The sequence below is a fragment of the Dyadobacter linearis genome (assembly GCF_907165045.1).
GTDB classification, from domain to species: domain Bacteria; phylum Bacteroidota; class Bacteroidia; order Cytophagales; family Spirosomataceae; genus Dyadobacter; species Dyadobacter linearis.
This window is the reverse complement of the sequence record NZ_CAJRAU010000002.1, coordinates 89,281-109,990: the sequence shown is the minus strand read 5'-3', so window position 1 is coordinate 109,990 and position 20,710 is coordinate 89,281. Positions and strand designations below refer to the sequence as shown.

General features: G+C 46.0%; 15 protein-coding genes. 7 read left to right on the top strand and 8 right to left on the bottom strand.

Annotation, left to right across the window (positions count from 1 at the left end; genetic code table 11):
- Nucleotides 1-80: 80 nt before the first annotated feature.
- Together KOD92_RS06570 and KOD92_RS06565 are read right to left on the bottom strand one after the other, a co-directional pair.
- The gene (locus KOD92_RS06570; protein ID WP_215232756.1) at nucleotides 81-1,391 is read right to left on the bottom strand and encodes a hypothetical protein; all 1,311 of its coding nucleotides are present in this window, start codon (nucleotides 1,389-1,391) and stop codon (nucleotides 81-83) included.
- 348 nt (nucleotides 1,392-1,739) lie between these two features.
- Complete coding sequence (locus KOD92_RS06565; protein ID WP_215232755.1) at nucleotides 1,740-2,021, bottom strand: hypothetical protein; 282 nt, start codon at nucleotides 2,019-2,021, stop codon at nucleotides 1,740-1,742.
- A 280-nt stretch (nucleotides 2,022-2,301) separates the two neighbouring features.
- Between KOD92_RS06565 and KOD92_RS06560 the strand changes: the two genes are divergently transcribed.
- Both KOD92_RS06560 and KOD92_RS06555 read left to right on the top strand, forming a co-directional pair.
- On the top strand, nucleotides 2,302-5,871 hold the full coding sequence (locus KOD92_RS06560; protein WP_215232754.1) for a histidine kinase: 3,570 nt from the start codon (nucleotides 2,302-2,304) through the stop codon (nucleotides 5,869-5,871).
- A gap of 6 nt (nucleotides 5,872-5,877) precedes the next feature.
- The gene (locus KOD92_RS06555; protein ID WP_215232753.1) at nucleotides 5,878-6,633 is read left to right on the top strand and encodes a LytR/AlgR family response regulator transcription factor; all 756 of its coding nucleotides are present in this window, start codon (nucleotides 5,878-5,880) and stop codon (nucleotides 6,631-6,633) included.
- 4 nt (nucleotides 6,634-6,637) lie between these two features.
- On the opposite strand, the gene KOD92_RS06550 is transcribed toward KOD92_RS06555, so the two are convergent.
- A complete protein-coding gene (locus KOD92_RS06550; protein WP_215232752.1) occupies nucleotides 6,638-7,024 on the bottom strand; it encodes a DUF3037 domain-containing protein in 387 nt (128 codons plus the stop codon).
- A complete protein-coding gene (locus KOD92_RS06545; RefSeq protein WP_215232751.1) occupies nucleotides 7,002-7,799 on the bottom strand; it encodes a HipA family kinase in 798 nt (265 codons plus the stop codon). Before KOD92_RS06545 ends, KOD92_RS06550 begins: the two co-directional genes overlap by 23 nt.
- A 187-nt stretch (nucleotides 7,800-7,986) precedes the next feature.
- Here KOD92_RS06545 and KOD92_RS06540 point away from each other — a divergent pair, with 187 nt between their 5' ends.
- The 3 genes from KOD92_RS06540 (at nucleotide 7,987) to KOD92_RS06530 (ending at nucleotide 11,251) form a co-directional block, all read left to right on the top strand.
- A complete protein-coding gene (locus tag KOD92_RS06540; protein ID WP_215232750.1) occupies nucleotides 7,987-9,378 on the top strand; it encodes an immunoglobulin domain-containing protein in 1,392 nt (463 codons plus the stop codon).
- 64 nt (nucleotides 9,379-9,442) lie between these two features.
- Entirely contained in the window at nucleotides 9,443-10,132 is a 690-nt protein-coding gene (locus KOD92_RS06535; protein ID WP_215232749.1) for a hypothetical protein, read from the top strand.
- Nucleotides 10,133-10,159: 27 nt separating this feature from the next.
- The gene (locus tag KOD92_RS06530) at nucleotides 10,160-11,251 is read left to right on the top strand and encodes an Ig-like domain-containing protein (RefSeq protein WP_215232748.1); all 1,092 of its coding nucleotides are present in this window, start codon (nucleotides 10,160-10,162) and stop codon (nucleotides 11,249-11,251) included.
- Nucleotides 11,252-11,299: 48 nt separating this feature from the next.
- Here KOD92_RS06530 and KOD92_RS06525 read toward each other — a convergent pair whose 3' ends face one another.
- Entirely contained in the window at nucleotides 11,300-12,301 is a 1,002-nt protein-coding gene (locus tag KOD92_RS06525) for a quinone oxidoreductase family protein (RefSeq protein WP_215232747.1), read from the bottom strand.
- 142 nt (nucleotides 12,302-12,443) lie between these two features.
- Between KOD92_RS06525 and KOD92_RS06520 the strand changes: the two genes are divergently transcribed.
- The gene (locus tag KOD92_RS06520; RefSeq protein ID WP_215232746.1) at nucleotides 12,444-12,791 is read left to right on the top strand and encodes a hypothetical protein; all 348 of its coding nucleotides are present in this window, start codon (nucleotides 12,444-12,446) and stop codon (nucleotides 12,789-12,791) included.
- 237 nt (nucleotides 12,792-13,028) lie between these two features.
- Here the strand turns inward: KOD92_RS06520 and KOD92_RS06515 are convergent, their stop codons facing one another.
- Entirely contained in the window at nucleotides 13,029-15,680 is a 2,652-nt protein-coding gene (locus tag KOD92_RS06515) for a DUF7133 domain-containing protein (RefSeq protein ID WP_215232745.1), read from the bottom strand.
- A 273-nt stretch (nucleotides 15,681-15,953) separates the two neighbouring features.
- On the opposite strand from KOD92_RS06515, the gene KOD92_RS06510 reads away from it, so the two are divergent.
- The gene (locus KOD92_RS06510) at nucleotides 15,954-18,404 is read left to right on the top strand and encodes an ABC transporter permease (protein ID WP_215232744.1); all 2,451 of its coding nucleotides are present in this window, start codon (nucleotides 15,954-15,956) and stop codon (nucleotides 18,402-18,404) included.
- Nucleotides 18,405-18,608: 204 nt separating this feature from the next.
- On the opposite strand, the gene fdhA is transcribed toward KOD92_RS06510, so the two are convergent.
- Both fdhA and KOD92_RS06500 read right to left on the bottom strand, forming a co-directional pair.
- On the bottom strand, nucleotides 18,609-19,796 hold the full coding sequence (gene fdhA, locus KOD92_RS06505) for a formaldehyde dehydrogenase, glutathione-independent (protein ID WP_215232743.1): 1,188 nt from the start codon (nucleotides 19,794-19,796) through the stop codon (nucleotides 18,609-18,611).
- A 140-nt stretch (nucleotides 19,797-19,936) separates the two neighbouring features.
- Complete coding sequence (locus tag KOD92_RS06500) at nucleotides 19,937-20,518, bottom strand: O-methyltransferase (RefSeq protein WP_215232742.1); 582 nt, start codon at nucleotides 20,516-20,518, stop codon at nucleotides 19,937-19,939.
- Between the last annotated feature and the right edge of the window lie 192 nt (nucleotides 20,519-20,710).

The following is a 20,710-nucleotide window of genomic DNA, read 5'->3' as shown; positions in this document are numbered from 1 at the left end:
GGCACTATGAGGTTTTAGTCCCAATACATTATATTGCAAGGCTAACCTTTCTATGGATTGGACTAGCCTTGCATTACGATTTAATTAGTCGAGATACCGGTTATAGATAAATTATTTTCAGTATTGAGTTCCCCACCGGCTCCCCCGACCAGAGTCACAGTGACGCTTTGACTTAAATCTTTGGAAACACCTGGCTTTCTTGAAACACTGAAACCTATGGTTGATTGTCCGTTAGCAGTTATGGGTTCACTAGATGTTATAGTTATGAAGCCTGCATTTTCACTAAACTGCCATTTACTGTTTTCATTGGCAGTGCCTCCGAATACCTTTGATGTTCCACTTACAGTCGGATACGAAATTGTGAAACCTCCCGGCTTAGTTATCTTAACCGTCACGGGCCCCTGTGACCGTCCTCCGTTTATCTCATACAGGTTGATCACAAAATCTCTGGACGAAGATGAATTGAAATTAAGTGCATCTATGTCAATCGTAGGAGTCAGATCTGCGCAATTGCGATAGGTAACTTCAACTTTGGCGGTTGAAACATCTTGGTTATAGCAGTTGTTAACCGCATCATAATAGAACGCATAGTAAGTACCCGCGCCAACATTAAGGTTGCTTAGCGGAAGACCAGTGTGTGTCGGGTTATCGAAAAATCTGATTTCAGTACCTGCGGGCTTCAGTCCACCAAAAAAAGTGGTTATTAAATTAGTCGCTGTTTCCGGGCAAGTGATTTCATGAGTGGTGGCTTTGAGTGGAACGGCTGTCACTCCCGCTACGCAACGGCTCACCGCATTAGGTCCTAAGTCGAGACCTACAACACCCCGGTCGTAATTACCGGCCTCTTCTCCATCAGTAAAGACTAGGGTCGCTGTTGTTGCGATCGAAGTGAATTCAAAAACACCTGGCTTCCACACATTTTCGTCAGACTCGAGTGAGAAGGAATGAGTATACTGACTTATATCGCCCCCACCTTGCCTGATCCTAAATTGTGCTAAGCTAGTGAAGTGCTTATCTGGATAATCAGGATCTATCTGTAAACGAGCTGAAATAATATTATACGTAAATTTGTACTTTTGACCTATAACCAACCCTGTTATCTCCGCCTTCACGCCACCACCTTGTACGCCTATGAATGCACTCGCTCCGGAGGGAATTGGTGGTAAAACAGGTTGGCCAGGTATTATTGCTTTGGAAGATATAAACGGCTGATCCACTGAGCCAAAATATTTTGTACTTGAGAGGTATCCGCCATTGTCGGTCCAGTGAGACCAACCATTAGGCAAGCATTTACATATACTATGGCCGCCAGTAGACGGAATTGCTTGGCCGTCTGAGTGACTAACGCTAAACAGAAGGCAAATAAGAACAAGTAATAGTATCCGTTTCATAAACGAGTGTGTTTAAAGTTTTGAAATTTCATAATCGCTGATAGTGATATTCTGAGGTCTGAACTTGACTTTCACAGCTGGCCGGGCTGCCGTTAAGACTTAACTGATCCAAAGATGATAAGGGAAATGGCGGGCGCCGCATTTGTTAATTGAGCGGCTTCAGTTGATTGATTGAATGGTTATTGAAGCCTTTAAAACAGCAACATTCTCATTATCAACTTAGAAGTAATTACAAATGAGTTTAGCGCACTTTGAAATACTTGTAGATTTGAATTCCAACAAGCTGAGGCCGCAGCTGGGAAATAGTGATTCGCGGGCTAAGAATCGAAAATAATGAAGACCTGACTATTACTTCCAGTCAGGCTTGAAGATAATGATCAGGATAATGAATACGGTTGTCGCAATGATTGCGACGGCCTGCACCCAGACGATCACGGACGCCAGCGTGAGGTTTCCATCCCGCACACAATAAATGGATACAGCACATTCAATCACAATTAATACCACGATTGACCTGATGGCGCCCAAACCATCAGCAGGTTTCTTCATGAGGTAGAGATAAAGCAGGTAGCCAGACAACACAAGGGCAGCCAGGCAATTGATCACAAATCCAGTTAGGTATGTATTCATCAATTCAAAAGGGTTATTGTTCGCACCATCCGTTCCGGATGGTCTGTTTAAACAAATTTGACGTAATCAGAGGCCAGATTGAAAATGAATGAATAAACGGTGTCTTGTAATGATTAACTGGTCAATGTCACTAGAATTTATTCGCTAAAAACTGCAAGTAAATTCTCGTCTAACAAGATTGACCCAACCGATTAATAACTGAATGCGGCCTTTGAGGAATTGTTATTTACGCTTCGTTTATGAATAACTACTTTACGCTTAATTCAACACAACAACCTGAATGCGTCTTTTCAGATACTTAACGCTTCTTTCGTTAGTTTTTACAGCCACAACTGCCCGGGGGCAATTTATCTTTCAAAATTTTGGGGAAGTTGACGGTCTCAACGCAAAGGATGTATTGTGCCTGTCCAAAGATCCGGACGGGTATCTCTGGATCGGGACTACCAACGGACTCAACCGTTATGATGGCAACCAGATCAGAGCATACCAGAACCCGGAACTTCAAAAAAGCGTATACGTAAGTGCAATTGCTGCAATTGACAAACATAAGACTCTGCTTTTAGCAACGTCAGTCGGTTTGCTCACCTTTAATAAGAGCAAAACGGCATTTTATAGGGACAAGAGATTCGCAAGTCTTACCAACAAGCGAATTTTATCAATCAAAGAAGACGGCGATGGCAGACTTTGGATTATTTGCAAATCCGAAATTTACATTTTCAATGGAGAAAAGGTAGTACCACTCATCCAGGAATATCCGCAGGCGAAAAAGCTTCTCAGCCAGAATTTCTCGTTTTCAGCATCTAGCGCCTTCTGCTGGGATAAATCGCGAAGCGGTTTTTGGATTGGCGGTTACCAGACCTTCTTCTTCGACATTAAAAATAAAGTCCTTTACGACAGTGCCTACAACCCACGACAATATCCGATCCTCAACAAAACGTTGGTTACAGCCCTAGCACTGGATATGAATGCGAATTTATGGTACGCTTCTACCTCTGACTTTTCGCTCAATTTCTGGGACGCCAGGTCAAACGGGGTTACTACTCACTACAAATTTGACAACAAAAAAGCCACGGACGGATGCAATTACCTGTTTGTGGACAACCAAAACCGGTTGTGGATATCAACCTGGATGTACGCGGCTTACGTGAAGGATTATGGAAAACCTATAAAGAAGGTTCCTTATAATCAGGATTCCCCTAATTCTATCGGCTACGGATTCATTCAGCATATTCTGGAAGACGAAGAAGGAAATCTATGGTTTGCGACTATCAATGGCGTGAGCAAATTAGCTGTGAACTCACCTTTCAGAGCTATTTATAAATTACCGAGCTACGAATTTTTTCTCGAAACAAATTTTGCTCACATCAATAGTATTGTCATTGATCAGGATAAGATATATGCCGCGAAGGAGGATGGTGTGGTTTTGTACGATATGGAACAGCGGACCTTTAAACGCTATTTTGTTTCCGGTAAGCAGTATCATCGAAACAGATTTATAATGGTAAGTAAGGCTGCCAACGAATGGTGGATGGCCGGACCCGAAGGAATCTTTACGATAAATGGCAGGCGGCAGGTACTCAACAAGTTAAAGAACAGTCCAAATGGAATAGTCAATGTCGTTTTGACCGATCTGAAGGGGAGGATTTGGTTTCATGTTTATCGGGATGCCATTTACCGATACGATCCAAACTCGGGATCGCTGCTCCGATTCGACGGGACAGAAAGTAAATATGGTTTATTCAAATACGCTAATTGCCAGAGCTTCCTGCAGATGAGAAATGGCGACATCTTATTCGCAATCCGCGGTCTAGGTTTTCTTAAATATACCGACAAAGAGGAAAGATTTTCGGTCATTCCCGTAGCCAATCCGGAAAAATTTGACGTCAGGCAGTCCGTAGAGGATCCAGAAGGGAACATTTGGTCGGCGATCTGGGAAAGGGGTATTTATAAGATTAATACGAGGGGCGAACTGATAGATAGCCTCCACAATCAGAACGGATTGCTTTTTAATCAGATTAACAGCATTGCGATCGACGCGAGAGGTGCTATCTGGGCAGCCGGACCGGGAGGTCTGCTATTCTTTTTTACTGAGACAAAAAAAGTCACGCGTGTTCAGATTAATCTGGGCAAGACATTGCAGGATTACTGGAATTATATTTATGCGAGCAACAACCGAGTTTACGCGGTTATGCTGGACCATGTGGTTGAGATCGACCCATTTAAATTTGCAAAACTTCCGGTCAGGAAACCGCCGCACGTCACTTCCATTAAGATATTCGGAACCGAACTTGATGAAATCGACAAGCCTATTTTACAGCTGAAACCAGAGGATAACTACGTCACTTTTCAATACGCATCACTCAGTCACCGCGATGTACCCTCCCTGCAATACAGCTATATGCTGGAAGGTATTGACGATAAGTGGGTAGACGCGGGACGAAATCTGCATGTCAGTTATAACAGTTTGAAACCCGGGTATTATAACTTTAAAGTCAAAAGTACGGACGAAAATGGCCGGTGGATGGATGACTTCACCACGGTGCGAGTGCGCGTGTTGCCGCACTGGTGGCAAACCTGGTGGTTTTTCGTGCTGGCAGGTACACTATCTGCCGTATTTATGGATGCCACGTATAAAGGGTACAGGAACCGGAAGCAAAAGGTGACCTTCAACAATGCAATCGCCTATTTCGCTAATTCCGTTTATGGAGAGAATTCTGTGAATGAAATATGCTGGGATATTGCGCGTAACTGCATTTCCCAGCTTCGTTTTGAAGACTGCGTGGTGTATTTATGGGATGAAGGCAGGCAAAAACTTATTCAGAAAGCTACTTATGGTATAAAAAACGAGCGGGAACACGAGATTTTGAACCCGCTGGAACTGGAACTGGGCGAAGGTATAGTAGGTACGGCGGCCGCTACGAAGAAACCGCTGATCATTAAAGACACCAGAAAAGATAGCCGATATATTGTCGACGATGAGGCGCGTTTGTCGGAAATAGCTGTCCCGATCCTGCATGAAGGAAAAGTGATTGGTGTGATCGATTCGGAACATAGTATGAAGAGGTTCTTCACCGAAGGACATGCCCGGGTACTTTCTACGATCGCTTCGATCAGTGCCAATAAAATAGCCGAAGCGCAGGCCGAGGAACAGGCGCAGCAGAAAGAAATGATGCTGTTGGAAATCAACAAAATGTTGGCAGAAAGCCAGTTAATGGCACTGCGAGCGCAGATGAACCCGCACTTTGTATTCAACTGCCTGAACAGTATTCAGGAGTGCATCGTGACGCAGAAGTATGGAGAAGCAAGCAAATATCTGAACAAATTTTCCAAGCTTTTCAGAAGAGTACTTAACAATTCAGACCAGAATCTGGTGACGATCGAGGAAGAGAACGATGTACTTCAACTGTACCTCGAACTCGAACAAATGCGGTTTGAACAGAGCTTTTCCTTTAAAATAATTGTCGATCGCGACCTGGATGCGGAAGATATCCTGCTGCCTTCGATGCTGCTGCAACCTTACGTAGAAAATGCGCTCTGGCACGGACTGATGCATAAGGACGGCGACCGGCAGCTTAGTATAAAATATGAACGCATGGACGATGACGTTTTCAGATGCCTGATAAATGATAACGGGATAGGTAGGAAAAAGTCCCTGGAAATCAAGGAGTTTAACAGCAAGGGCAAAAGGCACAAATCCAAAGGTCTGCAAATTGCAAAAGACAGGCTCGATCTGCTCGAAAAGCAAGGCCGGCATGCATCGGTTCAGATCACAGACAAATATGATGAGCAAGGCAATGCCACGGGGACACTTGTAACAATCGAACTTTCAACTTTCTTAAATAATACCTAAAACGTTATGATAAAGGCTCTAATAATTGATGACGAACAAAAAGCAAGAAATGTGCTCGACCATTATCTTGTCAATTTCATCAAGGAAAAAATTGACGTCAGGCACGCAGACTCGGTCAGACAAGCGCTTGTTATTCTGGAAACTTTTATGCCCGATATTGTTTTTCTTGATGTAGAAATGCCGCATCAAAACGGATTCGACTTTCTGCTGCTACGCAAAAATCCTAGTTATGACATCATTTTTACAACTGCTTACAATCAATACGCGATCCAGGCGATCCGGTTCAGTGCACTGGATTACTTGTTGAAACCGGTAGACCCGGAGGAATTGCAGGGATCGATCGAGCGGCATTTGGAAAAAGTCCGCCAGAAAGCAGTGCTGACAAACCAGCAACTATACGATAATCTCGCCCAGAACATTGAAAAGAAAGAAATCAAAGACTTCCGGCTGGCGGTACCGTCAAGCGAAGGAGTCTATTTTTTTACATTGGACGAAATTCTCCGGCTGGAAGCTGATAAGAACTACACTTCTATTCATTTGATCGGAAAACGACCGTTTTTGTCAAGCAAAACGCTTAAACACTTTGATGAAATGCTGAACGAATTCAATTTCATCCGTACACACAAATCCCATTTGGTCAACCCGAAATACATCAAGCAAGTGACGCACAACAACCAGTTCCTGCTTCTGACAGACGGATCAAGAATCGAGATTTCGAGGCGGAAAAAGGAAACGGTTCAGCAGTACCTGAAATTAAAATAGCCACTCAGCATAAAACCTGTTCATTGAACAAAACGGACAAAGTATGTTCCGGATCTTCGCAAAAGCCCGCATGCACCTTCGACGTCTGCAACATCGTACTTCTGGTCGCTGTAAGCCAGCGGAAACGCGAAGAAAGTGGCAACGCACCTATCACACCACCATCTCTCCTACCCTGGCATATCTGCTTGAAAGCGAGCAGGTATGCCTGAATTTCAACTGGATCCACATTACAACCAAAAGCACCTAGTCTTGCAGGATTCAGCTCATACTTCACACTCAGAAATTGACGCCCCGAGCAGTATAGAATCACGCCTACATTAATAAACTCCTCCCGTTCGACCCTGGGTACAAGCCGGAGAACTGCATATTCATATAACTGCTTGTCTTGCATCTGCCGCTGCTTTTATAAGTACTTCGGAATGAAGAAGCCTTTGGATAAAAAACTGGATATAAGCTTCACGGTGCGCTTCTTCTGTTTCAAAAGGTGCGTCTTTCAATAGCCAGTCTCCTGGTATAAGCGATACAATATGACGGATTGCTTCCTCACTTAAAATGCCTTTAAAATGCTCGTCAACGGCACTCAGGTCTGTTGCCTTTTTAAGTAAAACGTGATCCTTAATCTGCGCAAACGGGCGGGCTGCCTGCTGCTCCCAGTCCTGCCAGGAGTGGTGAAAATACAAAGCAGCTCCATGGTCGATTAGCCACAATTCTTTGTGCCACATGAGCATATTCGTATTACGGGCAGTCCGGTCGACGTTCATCAGCAGGCAATCGAGCCACACAATCTCGGACGCAAGTCTCGCATCGACGTCACTCACCAGCGGGTCGAAAGTGATTGCGCCTGACAAGTAATGCATAGCCAGGTTCAATCCGATGCTGGCTTTCAAAAGATCCTGAATCTCCTCATCGGGCTCAGTTCTGCCGAATGCTTCATCGAGTTGAGCGAATACAATTTCTGGTATACGCAATCCCAGAAGCCTTGCTATCTCGCCTCCAATAAGCTCAGCAATAAGGGCTTTCACTCCCTGGCCCGCGCCTTTGAATTTCAAAACGTATAAAAAATCGTCGTCCGCTTCCGCGATTGCGGGCAGTGATCCCCCCTCCCGCAACGGCGTGAGGTAACGGATCACTTTCACTTCCCGGATTGCTACTGGCTGTGGTGACATCGGTTACATAGTTAATAGATTGAGCAAGTTAAAACTTTTTTTAAGCCATTTTCCCCGTCCACAATATGCAAAACGCATTTTCAAGTTTCATTGAATTATTTCTACAAGAAACTTTTTTGTAAATATTCAACTTCCCTTTTTCTTTGTAGAAGTAATTGTAAAACATTACGTACACCCGACTCTATACTTGAAACATCTTTACCCCAAATCTGCCGGCAGGCTTGTCCTGCTTGTGCTGATCCTGTATGCTCAATTTGCAGTTGCGCAACCCGGCGACGCTGTATATGCTACAGAAACCCCTGTGCCAGGCACAGATGGAGGATCAGTAACTAATCCGGGAAATGCTGCCAATAGTTCTAAAACTTCGGCTGCTGAACTTGTCGCTTCAAAGGCTGTGCTTGGAGGCGCTACTTCCTGCTCTTTACAACTGATATTCACGAATTCCGTGACTTATGAATCTGCAAATCCGAAGACTGTTTATTTCAGGATCAATCCAAATTCCAGTGCTCTTGCCAACGGCGCTATCACAATCACTGCGCAAAATAGTTCGGGCGGATCGGTCAGCCTGACGGGCAGCGGCTACAAAACTTACTATGCCCCAGATGGTTATGCATTAATAGGCATTACCCCGTCGGCCACTTTCAAATCGGTGAAGCTTACAGTAGCGTCCCCCGTTTTGGCAGGCACAAACAGCGCAAGCGTTTACTACGCCTTTTACGGAGCGGGTGCGTCCAACTCATCCAACCCTTACCCATTCAATGCAGCAGACTGCGGCAGGCCAAATGGGACCAGCATTGGATACTCGGATATTATCCTGACAGCATTCGGAGTTACAAATCCGGGCGGCGCAATTGATGAAGATCTGGCCACAAAATCTTCCTTTGTTTCCAACGGACTGCCGCTTCTTGGCGGACATATTAAGCAGACATTCTATTTCAATGGAAATTCCAATCCTGATGATATCGTGCGGGTTACGCTTTCTCAGGGAGGATCTTTCCTGGATGTGAAGCTGGGTTCGAGTATTACACTTCGCGCTTACCGCGGTGAAAGTGAGGTAGGTACGGTGAAGCTGCTGGAATCAATCGTGGAAGCTTCTCTGCTGACTTCACTTGCCAACCGCGAAAATATTACCTTTTATTTTATCCCAAAAAATGCAGACGGGAGCTCTTTCATATTCGATCGGATCGAGCTGGATCTGAATATTGCATTGCTCGGTCTGGGCCTCGGGGCCAACGGTATTAACGTGCACGATGTGCGCCGCGTGCCGGACGGAATCAGTGCACCGGATGCAGTAGCCTGTACCAATCTGGGCGGGATCACACTGTCGGCCACTGCATTGCAGGCGAGTATTGGCGGGATTGGCAACTTTCTATATTCCTGGTACTCAGAAGCGAGCGGCGGAACATTACTATCTTCCAATCAAACATTACCGATTACCGGATTGACCACCACAGGTCAGAAAACTTACTATGTCCAGACCACCAAAGCCGGCGAAGGATGCACTGCTTCACCCCGAAAGAAGGTGACCGTAACCGTGCAGAGCGCCCCGGCTTCACCCAGCGCAGCATTAAATCCCTAGAATCAATAAATAACAATTCCCTTCAATTATCTATCAGTCGTTCACTTTTAACAAAAAACAATTCATGAAAAAATTCATTACCTCCTTTGCCGTGTTCGCACTTTTTGCATTCGCCCAGGTTGCCAATGCACAATCAACACCAGCCCCAATCAATTTCTATGTTACTAATGGTGAGGAATTTACATTAACGCCCCAAGGCAACGTTGCAACATCCAAGCTGTTCTGGCGTGTAGACGGTGTATTGAACGAGATTCTTGGAAGTACGCTTGGCGGTGTTTTGAAACTTACCTTTTCAGACGCAACAACGACCATTACCAAGCACGAAATCAAGTTGAGTGTAATTGCTGATCTCCTTGCAGGTTGCGAATCTGATCTTGTTGAGTATAACATCATTGTGCTGCCAAAACTGGAACTGGCATTAGAAGTTCCCAAAACCAACTTTTGTGTGGGCGCGGAAGTAGATGTGACGTTAAATGCTTCATTCTTAACCCCTATTACTAATTTGGTTACGTACGGAGTTGAACTTCCGTTCGAGTGGAGAGGTCCTGACGATGAAATCCTGACAGAAACAGGTGCATCTTTGAGAGTAGTAAAAGCGGGTCTTTACAAGGTAGTAGCTAAATACAAATTGCCGGCTGCCGGCGCCCTGTTGCCTACTGCAACCAAACTGGCTACGAACATCATCACTGGGACAAGTCAGCAAATCCTGCACAACCTGCCATTGCCTACCATTCCTACTATCCAACTTCTTTAATTCAGAACTCCTGAATTAACCTGCACGATGCGCTCTAACCTAATCGTTTGGATGCTCCTGACGTCTGGCATTGCTTTCGGGCAAAGCCAGACCAGGGAGGTATCCATGTGCAAAACGGCGTCTATCCGGCTCAGAGCCGAATCCCAGGGCGCGCATCGCTATGAATGGTATCGTAACAATGAGCTGGTTCTAAGTTCATCTACCCACGAGCTAATTGTAAGTGAAGAAGGGACTTACAATGCGTTTGGGGTGAATGATGACGGATGTTTATCGTTGGAATCTGTCAAGATCATCGTTAAGCACCACAAGCCCACCGCGGTTGACGACATAGCGACCGGTAAGAAAAACACTCCTGTCGAGATCGATGTTTTATTAAATGACCTCGCAGTATGTTCTGCTCTCGATGCCAATTCGCTGGTTATCACCAGCCAGCCAGCGAATTGTGAAATAAGAAATGTGGCGGGAAAAGTTGTATTCACTCCTGGAAATGGCGTTGTGGGCGATTTTTCATTCACTTACACGGTGAGGGACCAAACCAGACAAGTTTCCAATGTAGGTACGGTCCTCGTTCAGATCAGCACCGACCCGCTGCCTGTTGTATTGACACGCTTCGATGTGAGCAAGCGCGAATCTCTTGCTGAGCTGGAATGGGCGACTTCGCAGGAAGCCAACAGCGATTATTTCGAAGTGCAGCGCACGACGGATATGGTCCATTGGACAGCAATCGGCCGGTGCGAGGCTGCAAGGGAAAGCGGAGATGCGCGTGATTATAATTTCACCGACAGCCTGCCGGAGTCTGGACTGAACTATTACCGCTTGAAGATGATCGACGCGGACAATACATTTGCGTATAGCCGCGTACGTTCGGTTCATTTTCCAGAATTTTCGTGGGTAGAGGTGTTTCCAAATCCTGTCGACGATATTCTACAAATTGTTGTTCGTAACAAGCGTGTGAAAAACTTCCGGATTATCAGTAATTCGGGGATGGTAAGGGTATCAAGGCCGGTGACTGACCCAACTTTCACGGTTAGTATGAGACAATATCCGACCGGCATGTACTATGTTCACTTTGAACAGGACGACGGCGCGGTCAAGATTTACAAGTTGATGCACAATTAATGACAAATCCCGGCTTTGGCTGGGATTTGCATTTCCTTTAAATCTGGTTTAAACGTTGGTCAGCACGATCTTGCCGAACTGCTTTCCTTCGTGCATGTAGTCCAAAGCATCCTGCGCTTCGGCCAGTGTTCCAAACACTTTGTCAACGATCGGTTTGATGTTATGCTTTTCCGTAAATTCAAGCATATCCTTAAAATCCTGCATCGTTCCCATCGTCGTGCCCAGTATTGAAATGTTGCGCCAGAAGATTTTGTTTGGAACGATATTCCCGATCACGCCGTCGGTACCGCCAAAAAATACGATCCTGCCGCCGGGACGGGCTGCTTCGATCAGATTTCCAAAACCTTTGCCTGAGGCACTATCAACGATTACGTGGAAACCGCCCGTTTCTTCTTTCGCAGTCTGAAACCAGTTTTCTTCTTTGTAGTTAAAGCCACCTGTCGCGCCTAACTCGATTGCACGATCAATTTTTTCCTGCGAACTGGACGTCACGTACACTTCTGCTCCTGCTGCAAGCGCATATTGCAATGCCAGCAAAGCAGTACCCGCGCCGATTCCTGTAACAAGTACTTTCTCACCACTTTTTACAGCAGCTCTCACAAACAGCGCCCGATAAGTGGTTACTCCGGCGAGCGGCAATGCACCAGCTTCTTCGTCTGTCAGGTGTGTGGGTTTTAAATGAACATATTTTTCCTCCACTGCAATATATTCTGCAAAAGTACCCGGCTCGGGATTGCCCAGAATTTTGAAATCGTTGCCAAATGCCGCGGGATCATCGCCCCAATCGTGGCTCGGATTAATGATCACCTTTTTCCCGATCCAGTTTTGATCTGTCTCACTTCCAACTTTCACTACAGTTCCCAGTCCGTCAGAACCAAGTATCAGGCCCGATTTTGGACCAGCGTACTTTCCTTTCTGTATCCACACATCGCGGTGGTTCAATGCGGAGTATTCCAGTTTGATCAGGATCTGGCTTGCACCCGGCTCCGGTGTTTGCACTTCTTTAATAGTAAGCGGCACGTTGGTATCGAGAAGAAATACTGCTTTCATAATATTGCTATTGATTTGATAATGCGAAGTAATCAGTTTGGGTGAATTTAGAAGAAAAAACCACAAGCTTGCATTGGTTGAGCTGGTTTGGAATGGATTTTGTTAATGTGTTAAAACATCTTCAATCTAAATCCAGCAAAATATGAAAGCGCTTCCCATCCTACTTGCCCTGCTATTTGCCGCTCCCGCACTGACGTTCGCGCAGTCGTCGGAAAGCAAAAAATCGGCCAGGGAATACCGTAAAAGAACTACAACCTCCCGATCAACGAGAGATACTTCTGACGTTTCTGCAATCCTGAAAGATTCTTCAAATGCAGAAACCGGTCCTATTCTGAACGATAATGGGAGTGTAAATTCCACCGGCACGATCGATGGACGCAGCAGCACCGGCCGCCCCGACGCGGATACAACCGGTTCCTATTCTGTCAAAAAACGAAAATCCACCATTAAGGCAGTTCCGGGAGGATCCAGGAAACAACAGCGGCCTTAACACAACGATATTCGCTTTTTATTAAAAAATAAAAAAATCCCCCAACCGTAAAAGGTATGGGGGATTACTGCTTTATAAACGTTGAGTAAAAAGTTTTTTCAATAAATATCTAGTCGATTAAAATCACTACTACAAAACTTACGAAAAAGACTACTCACTTAAAAACAAAAATCGAATGAAATTGCCGGCCTCTTCAACCGGCAATACAAAAAGCAAATATTATACAATTCTAACCTATTATTTTTTCTGTTCATAAAGAAATGTAATCAACGAGGCAAATTCCTCGTAAGACAGCTCATTCGCCAGTCCTGGGGGCATCATTGAGTTTTCAAGTTCTTTCCGAGAAGTAATATCCGACATTTTGAAAGTGTAAACAGCTCCGGTAATATCCCGCAAAACCAGCTTTTCAGCCGACTCTTCGGAAACAAAACCCATGTAGCTCTGGTCGCCTTTGGTTGTGATCAGCACTGAAGCAAAACCCTGAGAAATGGATGCATTTGGCTTCAATATCGATTCAGCAATCTGTTCACGGTTCATGATAGAGCCGATCTGGCCCATGTATGGTCCTTTCAGCGCGCCATTTTTGTTGATACTGTGGCAGGCCACGCAACCTTGTTTTGTGAATAACAACTTACCAGCCGCCGCATCGCCCGGAATTCTGGCGATCGCGAGCATCACGTCTTCAATGGAATTCTCGCCGATCTGGCCTTTCTTATTACTGATCTTGCTCAGGTCGATTTTCAGTTCCTGCTTTTCAACCACAATATCTTCTCCTCCAAACTCGTCAATTCCCATACGCTGGCGACCATTCAGATCAGCGAAAAACTTCTTTCCGTTATCGTCGGCTTTGGTCCACTGCTGCAATAAAAATCCCTTGATCGCATCAGAAGACTCCCACGTAACCGCTTTATAATAAGGGCCGTGGGTATCTGGCCGGGTACTCCACCACCAGGAGCCGTCGTAAGGCGCTTCTACTTTGTAAAGCCTTCCTAATGTAGTGAGGATCTGACCTTTCAGTTTTTCATCTGTCGCTTTTTCATAAGCTGCAATCAGTCCGGTAACTGCCTTCGGATCGTGCATATACCGCAATGCCCACAATGCAATTGTCGAATTTTCTGTTCCGATCGCCTGCACGCAAGCGTCGACTGCATTAATCGCAACCAGTGATCTTACCGCAATATGAGCCGGAATGATTGCGGAGTTGGGCGTAGCATGCGGCCCCTCCGTCCCTTTTGCGGGCGATACAAATGAAGCCGGCACTTTAACTTCCAACAAAGATTGTGCAGCCTCAGCTCTGCCTATTCTTCCCAAACCCACCGTCGCGGCGATCTGAACACGTGGCGAAGCGTCTTTCATACCTTTCAAAAATGGCTCGATCGGCACCTGAGCAACATTCGGCTTTCTGTCAGCCAGCGCGCGTAATGCAAATTCGCGAACATCATTTTCTTCACTCAACTTCACAAGATCATTAAATCCATCTTTCCCGGAAGCCTGCGCGTAAGTATAAATACCTGCCACGCGTACATATAAAGGAAGGCTCTTGTCCTGCGCGATTTTCAGTGAAAGTTTCGCAGCCTCTTTTGGGAAACGCGCCAGCAATTCCTGTTGCCCGGCCAGACGCTGAACCGCACTTTCAGATTTCAAAAGTGCCGCCAGTTCTTTGGCTGATGAATTTTTCACACCTTTAAAAGGCTTGTAATTCCAATCTTTGGGAATAGCGCGCACTACGAAACCCTTGTTCGGATTGCCCGAATATCCAGCTCCATCCCAGGCTGCCAGATAAACGCGGCCCGATGCATCGATATCCAGGTCGGTAACCTGCGCAAGCTTAATAAATTCCTCTTCCTTCTGGTCAAAACTCGCGGCGTCGGGGGTAAGCCGGTGCACATAGATCTGACTTCTGCCCCAGTCGGCCATCATCGGAACACGGTTGTATTTGGCTGGCCAAGTGGGATCGTCCATAAAAAGTGAGCCTGTTCCCGATCCACCGCCCAGGTCGATCAATGCGGGAATGATCTCTTCGGTAAAATTTTTGAAAAGAACCGGATATCCATATTCCCCGGACTGGATCTGGTTACTGAAACGGATATTCCAGCCGCCGCCGTCATTCGTATTATCTCTTGTAAAAATGTTCATGTACGGATCAATTGCGACATCGTAGATATTGCGCATTCCGTGCGTGTAAACTTCCATTTCCGTCCCGTCGGGCCTTACCCGCACAATTCCGCCACCGAGCTGGGTCAGTTTTTTACCAGAGCGATCCACCGCGTCGTGAAACCCGAAATCTCCCACTGCAATGTAGATCCAGCCGTCGATTCCCATACGGATACCGTTTGTAGCGTGGTCTGTTCCGCGGCTTTGCAGGAATTTTGGCGAGCTCACGCCCTGGATCAATGGTTTGGAAGGTCCGTCCGCAATACCATCGTGATTTTTATCCTCAAAAACTACCAGATCCATGCCGGAAGCCTTGCCCGTTTCTTTGGAGAATGTGGTATGCAGAACGAAAAGCTGGTCGCCCTGAGAAATGATCCCGCGCGGATCGTCCACTTTCGCGAAAGTTGTGTGCTGATCGACCTTACCATCGTTGTTTGAGTCAACCAACCGCACAATGCTCCCCTTTCCGGGATCTTTCCCCAGCGAACCGATCATATCAACTCCAACATATACTTCACCTGTGGCAGCAACAGCCAGACAAGCCGGGCTTGGAGTCAGATCAGGCCCGGCGAAATGGGTTATATTCAACTCCGCGGGCCAGCTCGCCGCATTCGGCAGTGAATCTGCTTTTGTGAAAACTCTTGCTGGTTCAGAACTTGGTAACTGCTGCAAATACAGGCTATTCCAGCCCAGAAGCAGGAATGCCGACAGTACACTCAGATAAATTTTTAACATAATAAATAGGTAATAGTAAACTTTGAGCTGCTAAATAAACTCCAAAACACGCGATAACTACTCTGTCCGGTTGTCGCATTTTTATTTTTACTAAAAATCCGGTAAAAGCAGGCGGAATATGAAAGAATAGATTGTCCGCAACTGAATCTGGTTGTCCAAAATCGAACATAATAACACACTTAAAATGCGCAACTGAGCTTTTGGAGGCACATTAATAAATTGGCAAGGAATTATTGAAAGGCTTTGAATATCCCTTTTGCTTCCTAACTTCTTATGATCAAAAATTACTTTAAGATAGCGTTACGCAATTTGTGGAAGCGCAAAGCCTATTCATTTGTCAACCTCACCGGCCTCGTAACCGGGATTACCGCCTGTCTGCTGATCCTACAATATGTAAGCTTCGAGCTGAGTTTTGACCGATTCCATCAAAATGCCGATCGGATTTACCGCGTAACTAACGACCGTTTTCAACAAGGTAAACTGATCCAGCACGGTACTATCACCTATCCTACGATCGGACCGACGATGGTGAAGGATTTCAATGAAGTAGAAGCATTCACGACCGTTTCTAACCCGGGTACATTTAAATTACAGAAAGACAGGAAGATATACCAGGAAAAGGGATTGTATGCGGATGAAAATTTCCTCTCGCTATTCACATTTCCGCTCGTTGCAGGAGATTTAAAAAGTGCGTTGAAAGCACCCTACTCTATTATTCTGTCTGAAACGAATGCAAAGCGCATATTCAATGCAGTGCCGAAGGATTACCCGGATCTGATCGGCAAAACGCTGGTTCTCGATCTGGACACTGAACCTTACCAGATTACGGGTATTATGAAGGATTTACCCGCTGCTTCGCATTTGCAATATGGTATTCTGATGTCTTATGAAACGCTGGTGCGAACCTGGGGACCGTGGGTGAAAACGAGCTGGGTCGGATCGGATATGTGGCATTACATTCAATTGAAGCCGGGAGCAGATGCAGCCGCCCTCGAAAAGAAATTTCCAGCATTCAGCCAGCGATATTTCAAGGGAGCCAGTGTTTCGGGCAGCATTGAAACTTTTCATTTACAACCACTTACAAAAGCGCACTTATATTCAGACTACGAATATGAGATCGGGAAAACGAATAACGGAAAAGCTGTGTGGACAATGCTGATCATTGCCGCATTCATCCTGATTATTGCCTGGATCAATTACATTAATTTGTCGACTGCCCGCTCGCTGGAACGCGCCAGAGAGGTAGGTGTAAGAAAAGTGGCCGGCGCTACGTCGCGACAACTTACCTGGCAATTTCTTTCTGAATCGATTTTGTTAAATGTCGCTGCGCTGGCGCTGTCAATTATCCTGGCCCAGCTATGCCAGCCGGTGCTGAATAAACTGATTGACAAACCCTTATCATTTTCATTACTCACCGGCCAAGGCTACGGAGGCTGGACAATGTCGATTGTGCTGGTCGTTGTTTTCCTGCTTGGGATTTTTCTGTCCGGGTTTTATCCTGCGTTCACTTTGTCTTCATTTGAGGCGATCAGTGTGTTGAAAGGTTCTTTTAAAAGATCGGTAAAAGGTATTTGGGTGCGTCAGTCGCTTGTTGTTTTTCAATATACTGCGTCCGTCGTTTTGATCGTAGGCACATTGATTGTCTTCAAGCAGCTCCGTTTCATGCGAACTGAGAATCTGGGTTTCAATATGGAACAGATGCTGGTTCTGCGCGGGCCGGAACTGTCGCGCTGGGACTCCACTTCGATCGACCGCATCAACAGCTTCAAAGCGGAGTTAAGACGATATCCGCAGGTCAAAGCTGCTAGCTCGTCAGGAAATTTATTTGGAAACCGGCTTTCGAGGTCTTTTAATATAAAAAAGGTAGGTTCTAATGATGAGAAGGGCGTAACATTCAGCAGAATGCCGGTCGATCTTGATTTTTTTGAAACCTATCAGATCAGAATGCTCGCCGGCCGTAACTTCCTCCCGACGGATTCGAATCCGGATGGAAGGAAAGTAAAAAATGTGATTTTGAATCTCTCCGCTGCCCAGTTGCTGGGCTTTAAAGATGCAGAGGAAGCTGCGGGTAAGAAGTTTTTAATGCAGGGAAAAGAATGGGAGATCGTCGGCGTGGTCAGCGATTTTCACCAACAATCTCTTAAACACGCGATTGAACCGATATTCTTTGCACCTTTCTATACAATGGGCGGATTTTATTCTATTAAAGTAGCTGGCCCGGACATGGAAAGAACGATACAGATAGTCAAAAACAAATACCTCAGTTTTTTCCCGGGAAATGACTTTGAGTACTTTTTCATGGACGAGCATTTTGATGAACAATACAAAGACGACAAGATCTTCGGCCAGATTTCCAGCTTCTTTTCATTAATGGCCGTCGCAATCGCCACCCTCGGCATCTTCGGACTTTCATCCTACACCATCGCGCAGCGTACAAAAGAGATTGGCGTACGAAAAGTACTGGGAGCGACCGTGGCAGGTATTGTTCAATTGTTGTCCAAAGAATTTCTGAAACTGGTCGCCATCGCAATCCTGATCGGCTCACCGATTGCCTGGTTTGGAGTGCGAGAGTGGCTGAACGATTTCGCCTACAAAGTAGATATTGAATGGTGGATGTTCGTCGTCTCAGGGCTGCTGGCGCTGTTTATCGCATTCGCCACGGTGAGCTCTCAGGCAATAAAGGCTGCATTGATGAACCCGGCGAAGTCGCTGAAATCGGAGTAATTGTGCTGGAAAACCCTAAATTCTTGAAGGGACTTTGCTGCGTTCTACAATACCCTAAATCCCTGAAGGGACTTTTTGGGGTTCCTAAAAAAAGCCCCTTTAGGGGTTGGGGCATTTGTGCAAAAAACCCTAAATCCCTAAAGGGACTTTTGCAGCTCGCAGAAGTCCCTTTAGGGATTTAGGGTAATTTAAGGAAAAAGCCTGCTACGCAATCATTCCATGCGGATCGATCACGAACTTTTTGGCTGCGCCTTTGTCAAAATCCCGGTAGCCGCGTGGGGCGTCTTGTAACGTGATCACCTCCACATTCACTGCTTTCGCAATCTTAATTTTATCAAATAAAATCGCATTCATCAGCTGGCGGTGGTATTTCATGACCGGGCACTGACCTGTGTAAAACGAGTGAGATTTTGCCCAGCCTAAGCCAATACGAATGCTCAGACTTCCTTCCTGCGCAGCCTTGTCCTTCGCGCCGGGATCGCCGGTCACGTAAAGTCCGGGAATACCGATCGCTCCGCCTGCGCGGGTGACGGCCATTGCAGTATTCAAAACTGTCGCCGGGCGTTCTTCTCCTGAATCCGCGCCGTGGCCTCTGGCTTCGAAACCAACGCAATCGACGAAACAATCAACTTCCGGAACACCAACAATCTCCTCAATCGCCTGTTCCAGCGGCGTGTCTTTGGAGAGATCGATTACCTCGCAACCAAAACTTTTGGCCTGATCAAGTCTTTCCTTAATCATATCTCCTACGATCACCACGGCTGCGCCGAGCAAATGGCAGGAGGCAGCACAGGCAAGCCCCACAGGTCCGGCTCCGGCTACATAAACAATAGAACCCGGTCCTACTCCCGCTGTTACAGCGCCGTGAAAACCAGTCGGGAAAATATCAGATAGTAATGTCAGATCCCGGATATAGGACATTCCCTGATCCTTGTCGGGGAATTTGAGCAAATTGAAATCAGCATAAGGTACCATCACGTACTCCGCCTGGCCGCCTACCCAGCCCCCCATATCTACATATCCATAAGCAGCGCCCGGACGTGCCGGATTTACATTCAAGCAAATACCTGTCCTCCCTTCCTTACAATTCCGGCAGCGGCCACACGCGATATTGAATGGTACTGAGACTAGATCGCCTTGTTTGATAAATTCTACATCACGCCCAGCCTCAACGACAATGCCCGTAATCTCGTGACCTAAAACCAGCCCGGCCGGCGCAGTAGTACGCCCCCTCACCATATGCTGGTCACTGCCGCAAATGTTGGTGGAGACAATTTTAAGAATCACACCGTGCTCGCATTTGCGATCGCCGATGGCAAGCTTGGGGTATTCAATTTCCTGAACCTCTACTTCGCCCGGTTTGATGTAGGCAACTCCATGATTTTGACACATAAACGTAAGATTTAAGGGTTAGTGATAAATAGCCTCATCTTCAATAATTAAAATATAATCTTCTAATTATTTAAAATTAAACCATTTGAATACCCTGTTATACTCTTACGTTGCGAAGAAAATATATAGCTGGGCCGGCGCTATTTAATCTTAACTGCTAGAATGATACCAGTCGCCCAAACCTGCTTAGTCAGCGCGAGATCATTCCGGCTATCCAGATAAGCGACCAGATTTTTGGCTTTTTCATCGTGCCCCTCCGGCCAGTTTGGTTGCGGCATCATATCGTCGATGATGTAAAAACCGCCTGTTTTCAACATATTCAGCGTTTCGTCGAGCATCAGATATTTGCCGTGCCAGGTGTCCGCGAAGATATAATCGAATACTTCCCCACTATTTTCATTGATCCAGTCAGCTCCGTCGGTGTGCACCAGGGATACCCTTGGGTCCTTGGCTAGAGCATCCTTTGCGATTTTCAGAAAATCTGCATCATTATCAATAGAAACCAGCGTCGATCCTTCGTCCATTCCGTCGAGGATCCACGCGGTGGAAAGTCCGGTACCGGTACCCAGTTCGAGGAAGCGACCGCCGGGCTTGGAGGCGGCAAGCGTTTTCAGAAGTGAGCAGGTATGAATGTCGGAAGCCATTGAAAAACCGACTGTTCTGGTTTGTTCATCAATGGCTGCATAAGCTTGGGGAACCGGCTGTACGATATCTTGGGTCATCACTATTGTTGGTTATTGATATTGCTGTAAAATCGGCTCTATGTCGTTCTAATTCACAATTGTACAAAAAAATCGGATTCCGTTACCGCTTAATAAGAATAGAACCGGATTGTCTGTCGGACACAAAGGAGGCAGCTGTCAATTTGCATATTTTTGTTAATGCCCAAATGGGCTCAAACTCAATCTTCCACC

Coding starts and splice junctions, on each gene's coding strand:
- KOD92_RS06535 (WP_215232749.1), top strand. CDS start 9,443: ATGAAAAAATTCATTACCTCCTTTGCCGTGTTCGCACTTTTTGCATTC.
- KOD92_RS06530 (WP_215232748.1), top strand. CDS start 10,160: ATGCGCTCTAACCTAATCGTTTGGATGCTCCTGACGTCTGGCATTGCT.
- KOD92_RS06510 (WP_215232744.1), top strand. CDS start 15,954: ATGATCAAAAATTACTTTAAGATAGCGTTACGCAATTTGTGGAAGCGC.
- KOD92_RS06520 (WP_215232746.1), top strand. CDS start 12,444: ATGAAAGCGCTTCCCATCCTACTTGCCCTGCTATTTGCCGCTCCCGCA.
- KOD92_RS06545 (WP_215232751.1), bottom strand. CDS start 7,799: ATGTCACCACAGCCAGTAGCAATCCGGGAAGTGAAAGTGATCCGTTAC.
- KOD92_RS06555 (WP_215232753.1), top strand. CDS start 5,878: ATGATAAAGGCTCTAATAATTGATGACGAACAAAAAGCAAGAAATGTG.
- KOD92_RS06550 (WP_215232752.1), bottom strand. CDS start 7,024: ATGCAAGACAAGCAGTTATATGAATATGCAGTTCTCCGGCTTGTACCC.
- fdhA (WP_215232743.1), bottom strand. CDS start 19,796: ATGTGTCAAAATCATGGAGTTGCCTACATCAAACCGGGCGAAGTAGAG.
- KOD92_RS06560 (WP_215232754.1), top strand. CDS start 2,302: ATGCGTCTTTTCAGATACTTAACGCTTCTTTCGTTAGTTTTTACAGCC.
- KOD92_RS06525 (WP_215232747.1), bottom strand. CDS start 12,301: ATGAAAGCAGTATTTCTTCTCGATACCAACGTGCCGCTTACTATTAAA.
- KOD92_RS06500 (WP_215232742.1), bottom strand. CDS start 20,518: ATGACCCAAGATATCGTACAGCCGGTTCCCCAAGCTTATGCAGCCATT.
- KOD92_RS06515 (WP_215232745.1), bottom strand. CDS start 15,680: ATGTTAAAAATTTATCTGAGTGTACTGTCGGCATTCCTGCTTCTGGGC.
- KOD92_RS06565 (WP_215232755.1), bottom strand. CDS start 2,021: ATGAATACATACCTAACTGGATTTGTGATCAATTGCCTGGCTGCCCTT.
- KOD92_RS06570 (WP_215232756.1), bottom strand. CDS start 1,391: ATGAAACGGATACTATTACTTGTTCTTATTTGCCTTCTGTTTAGCGTT.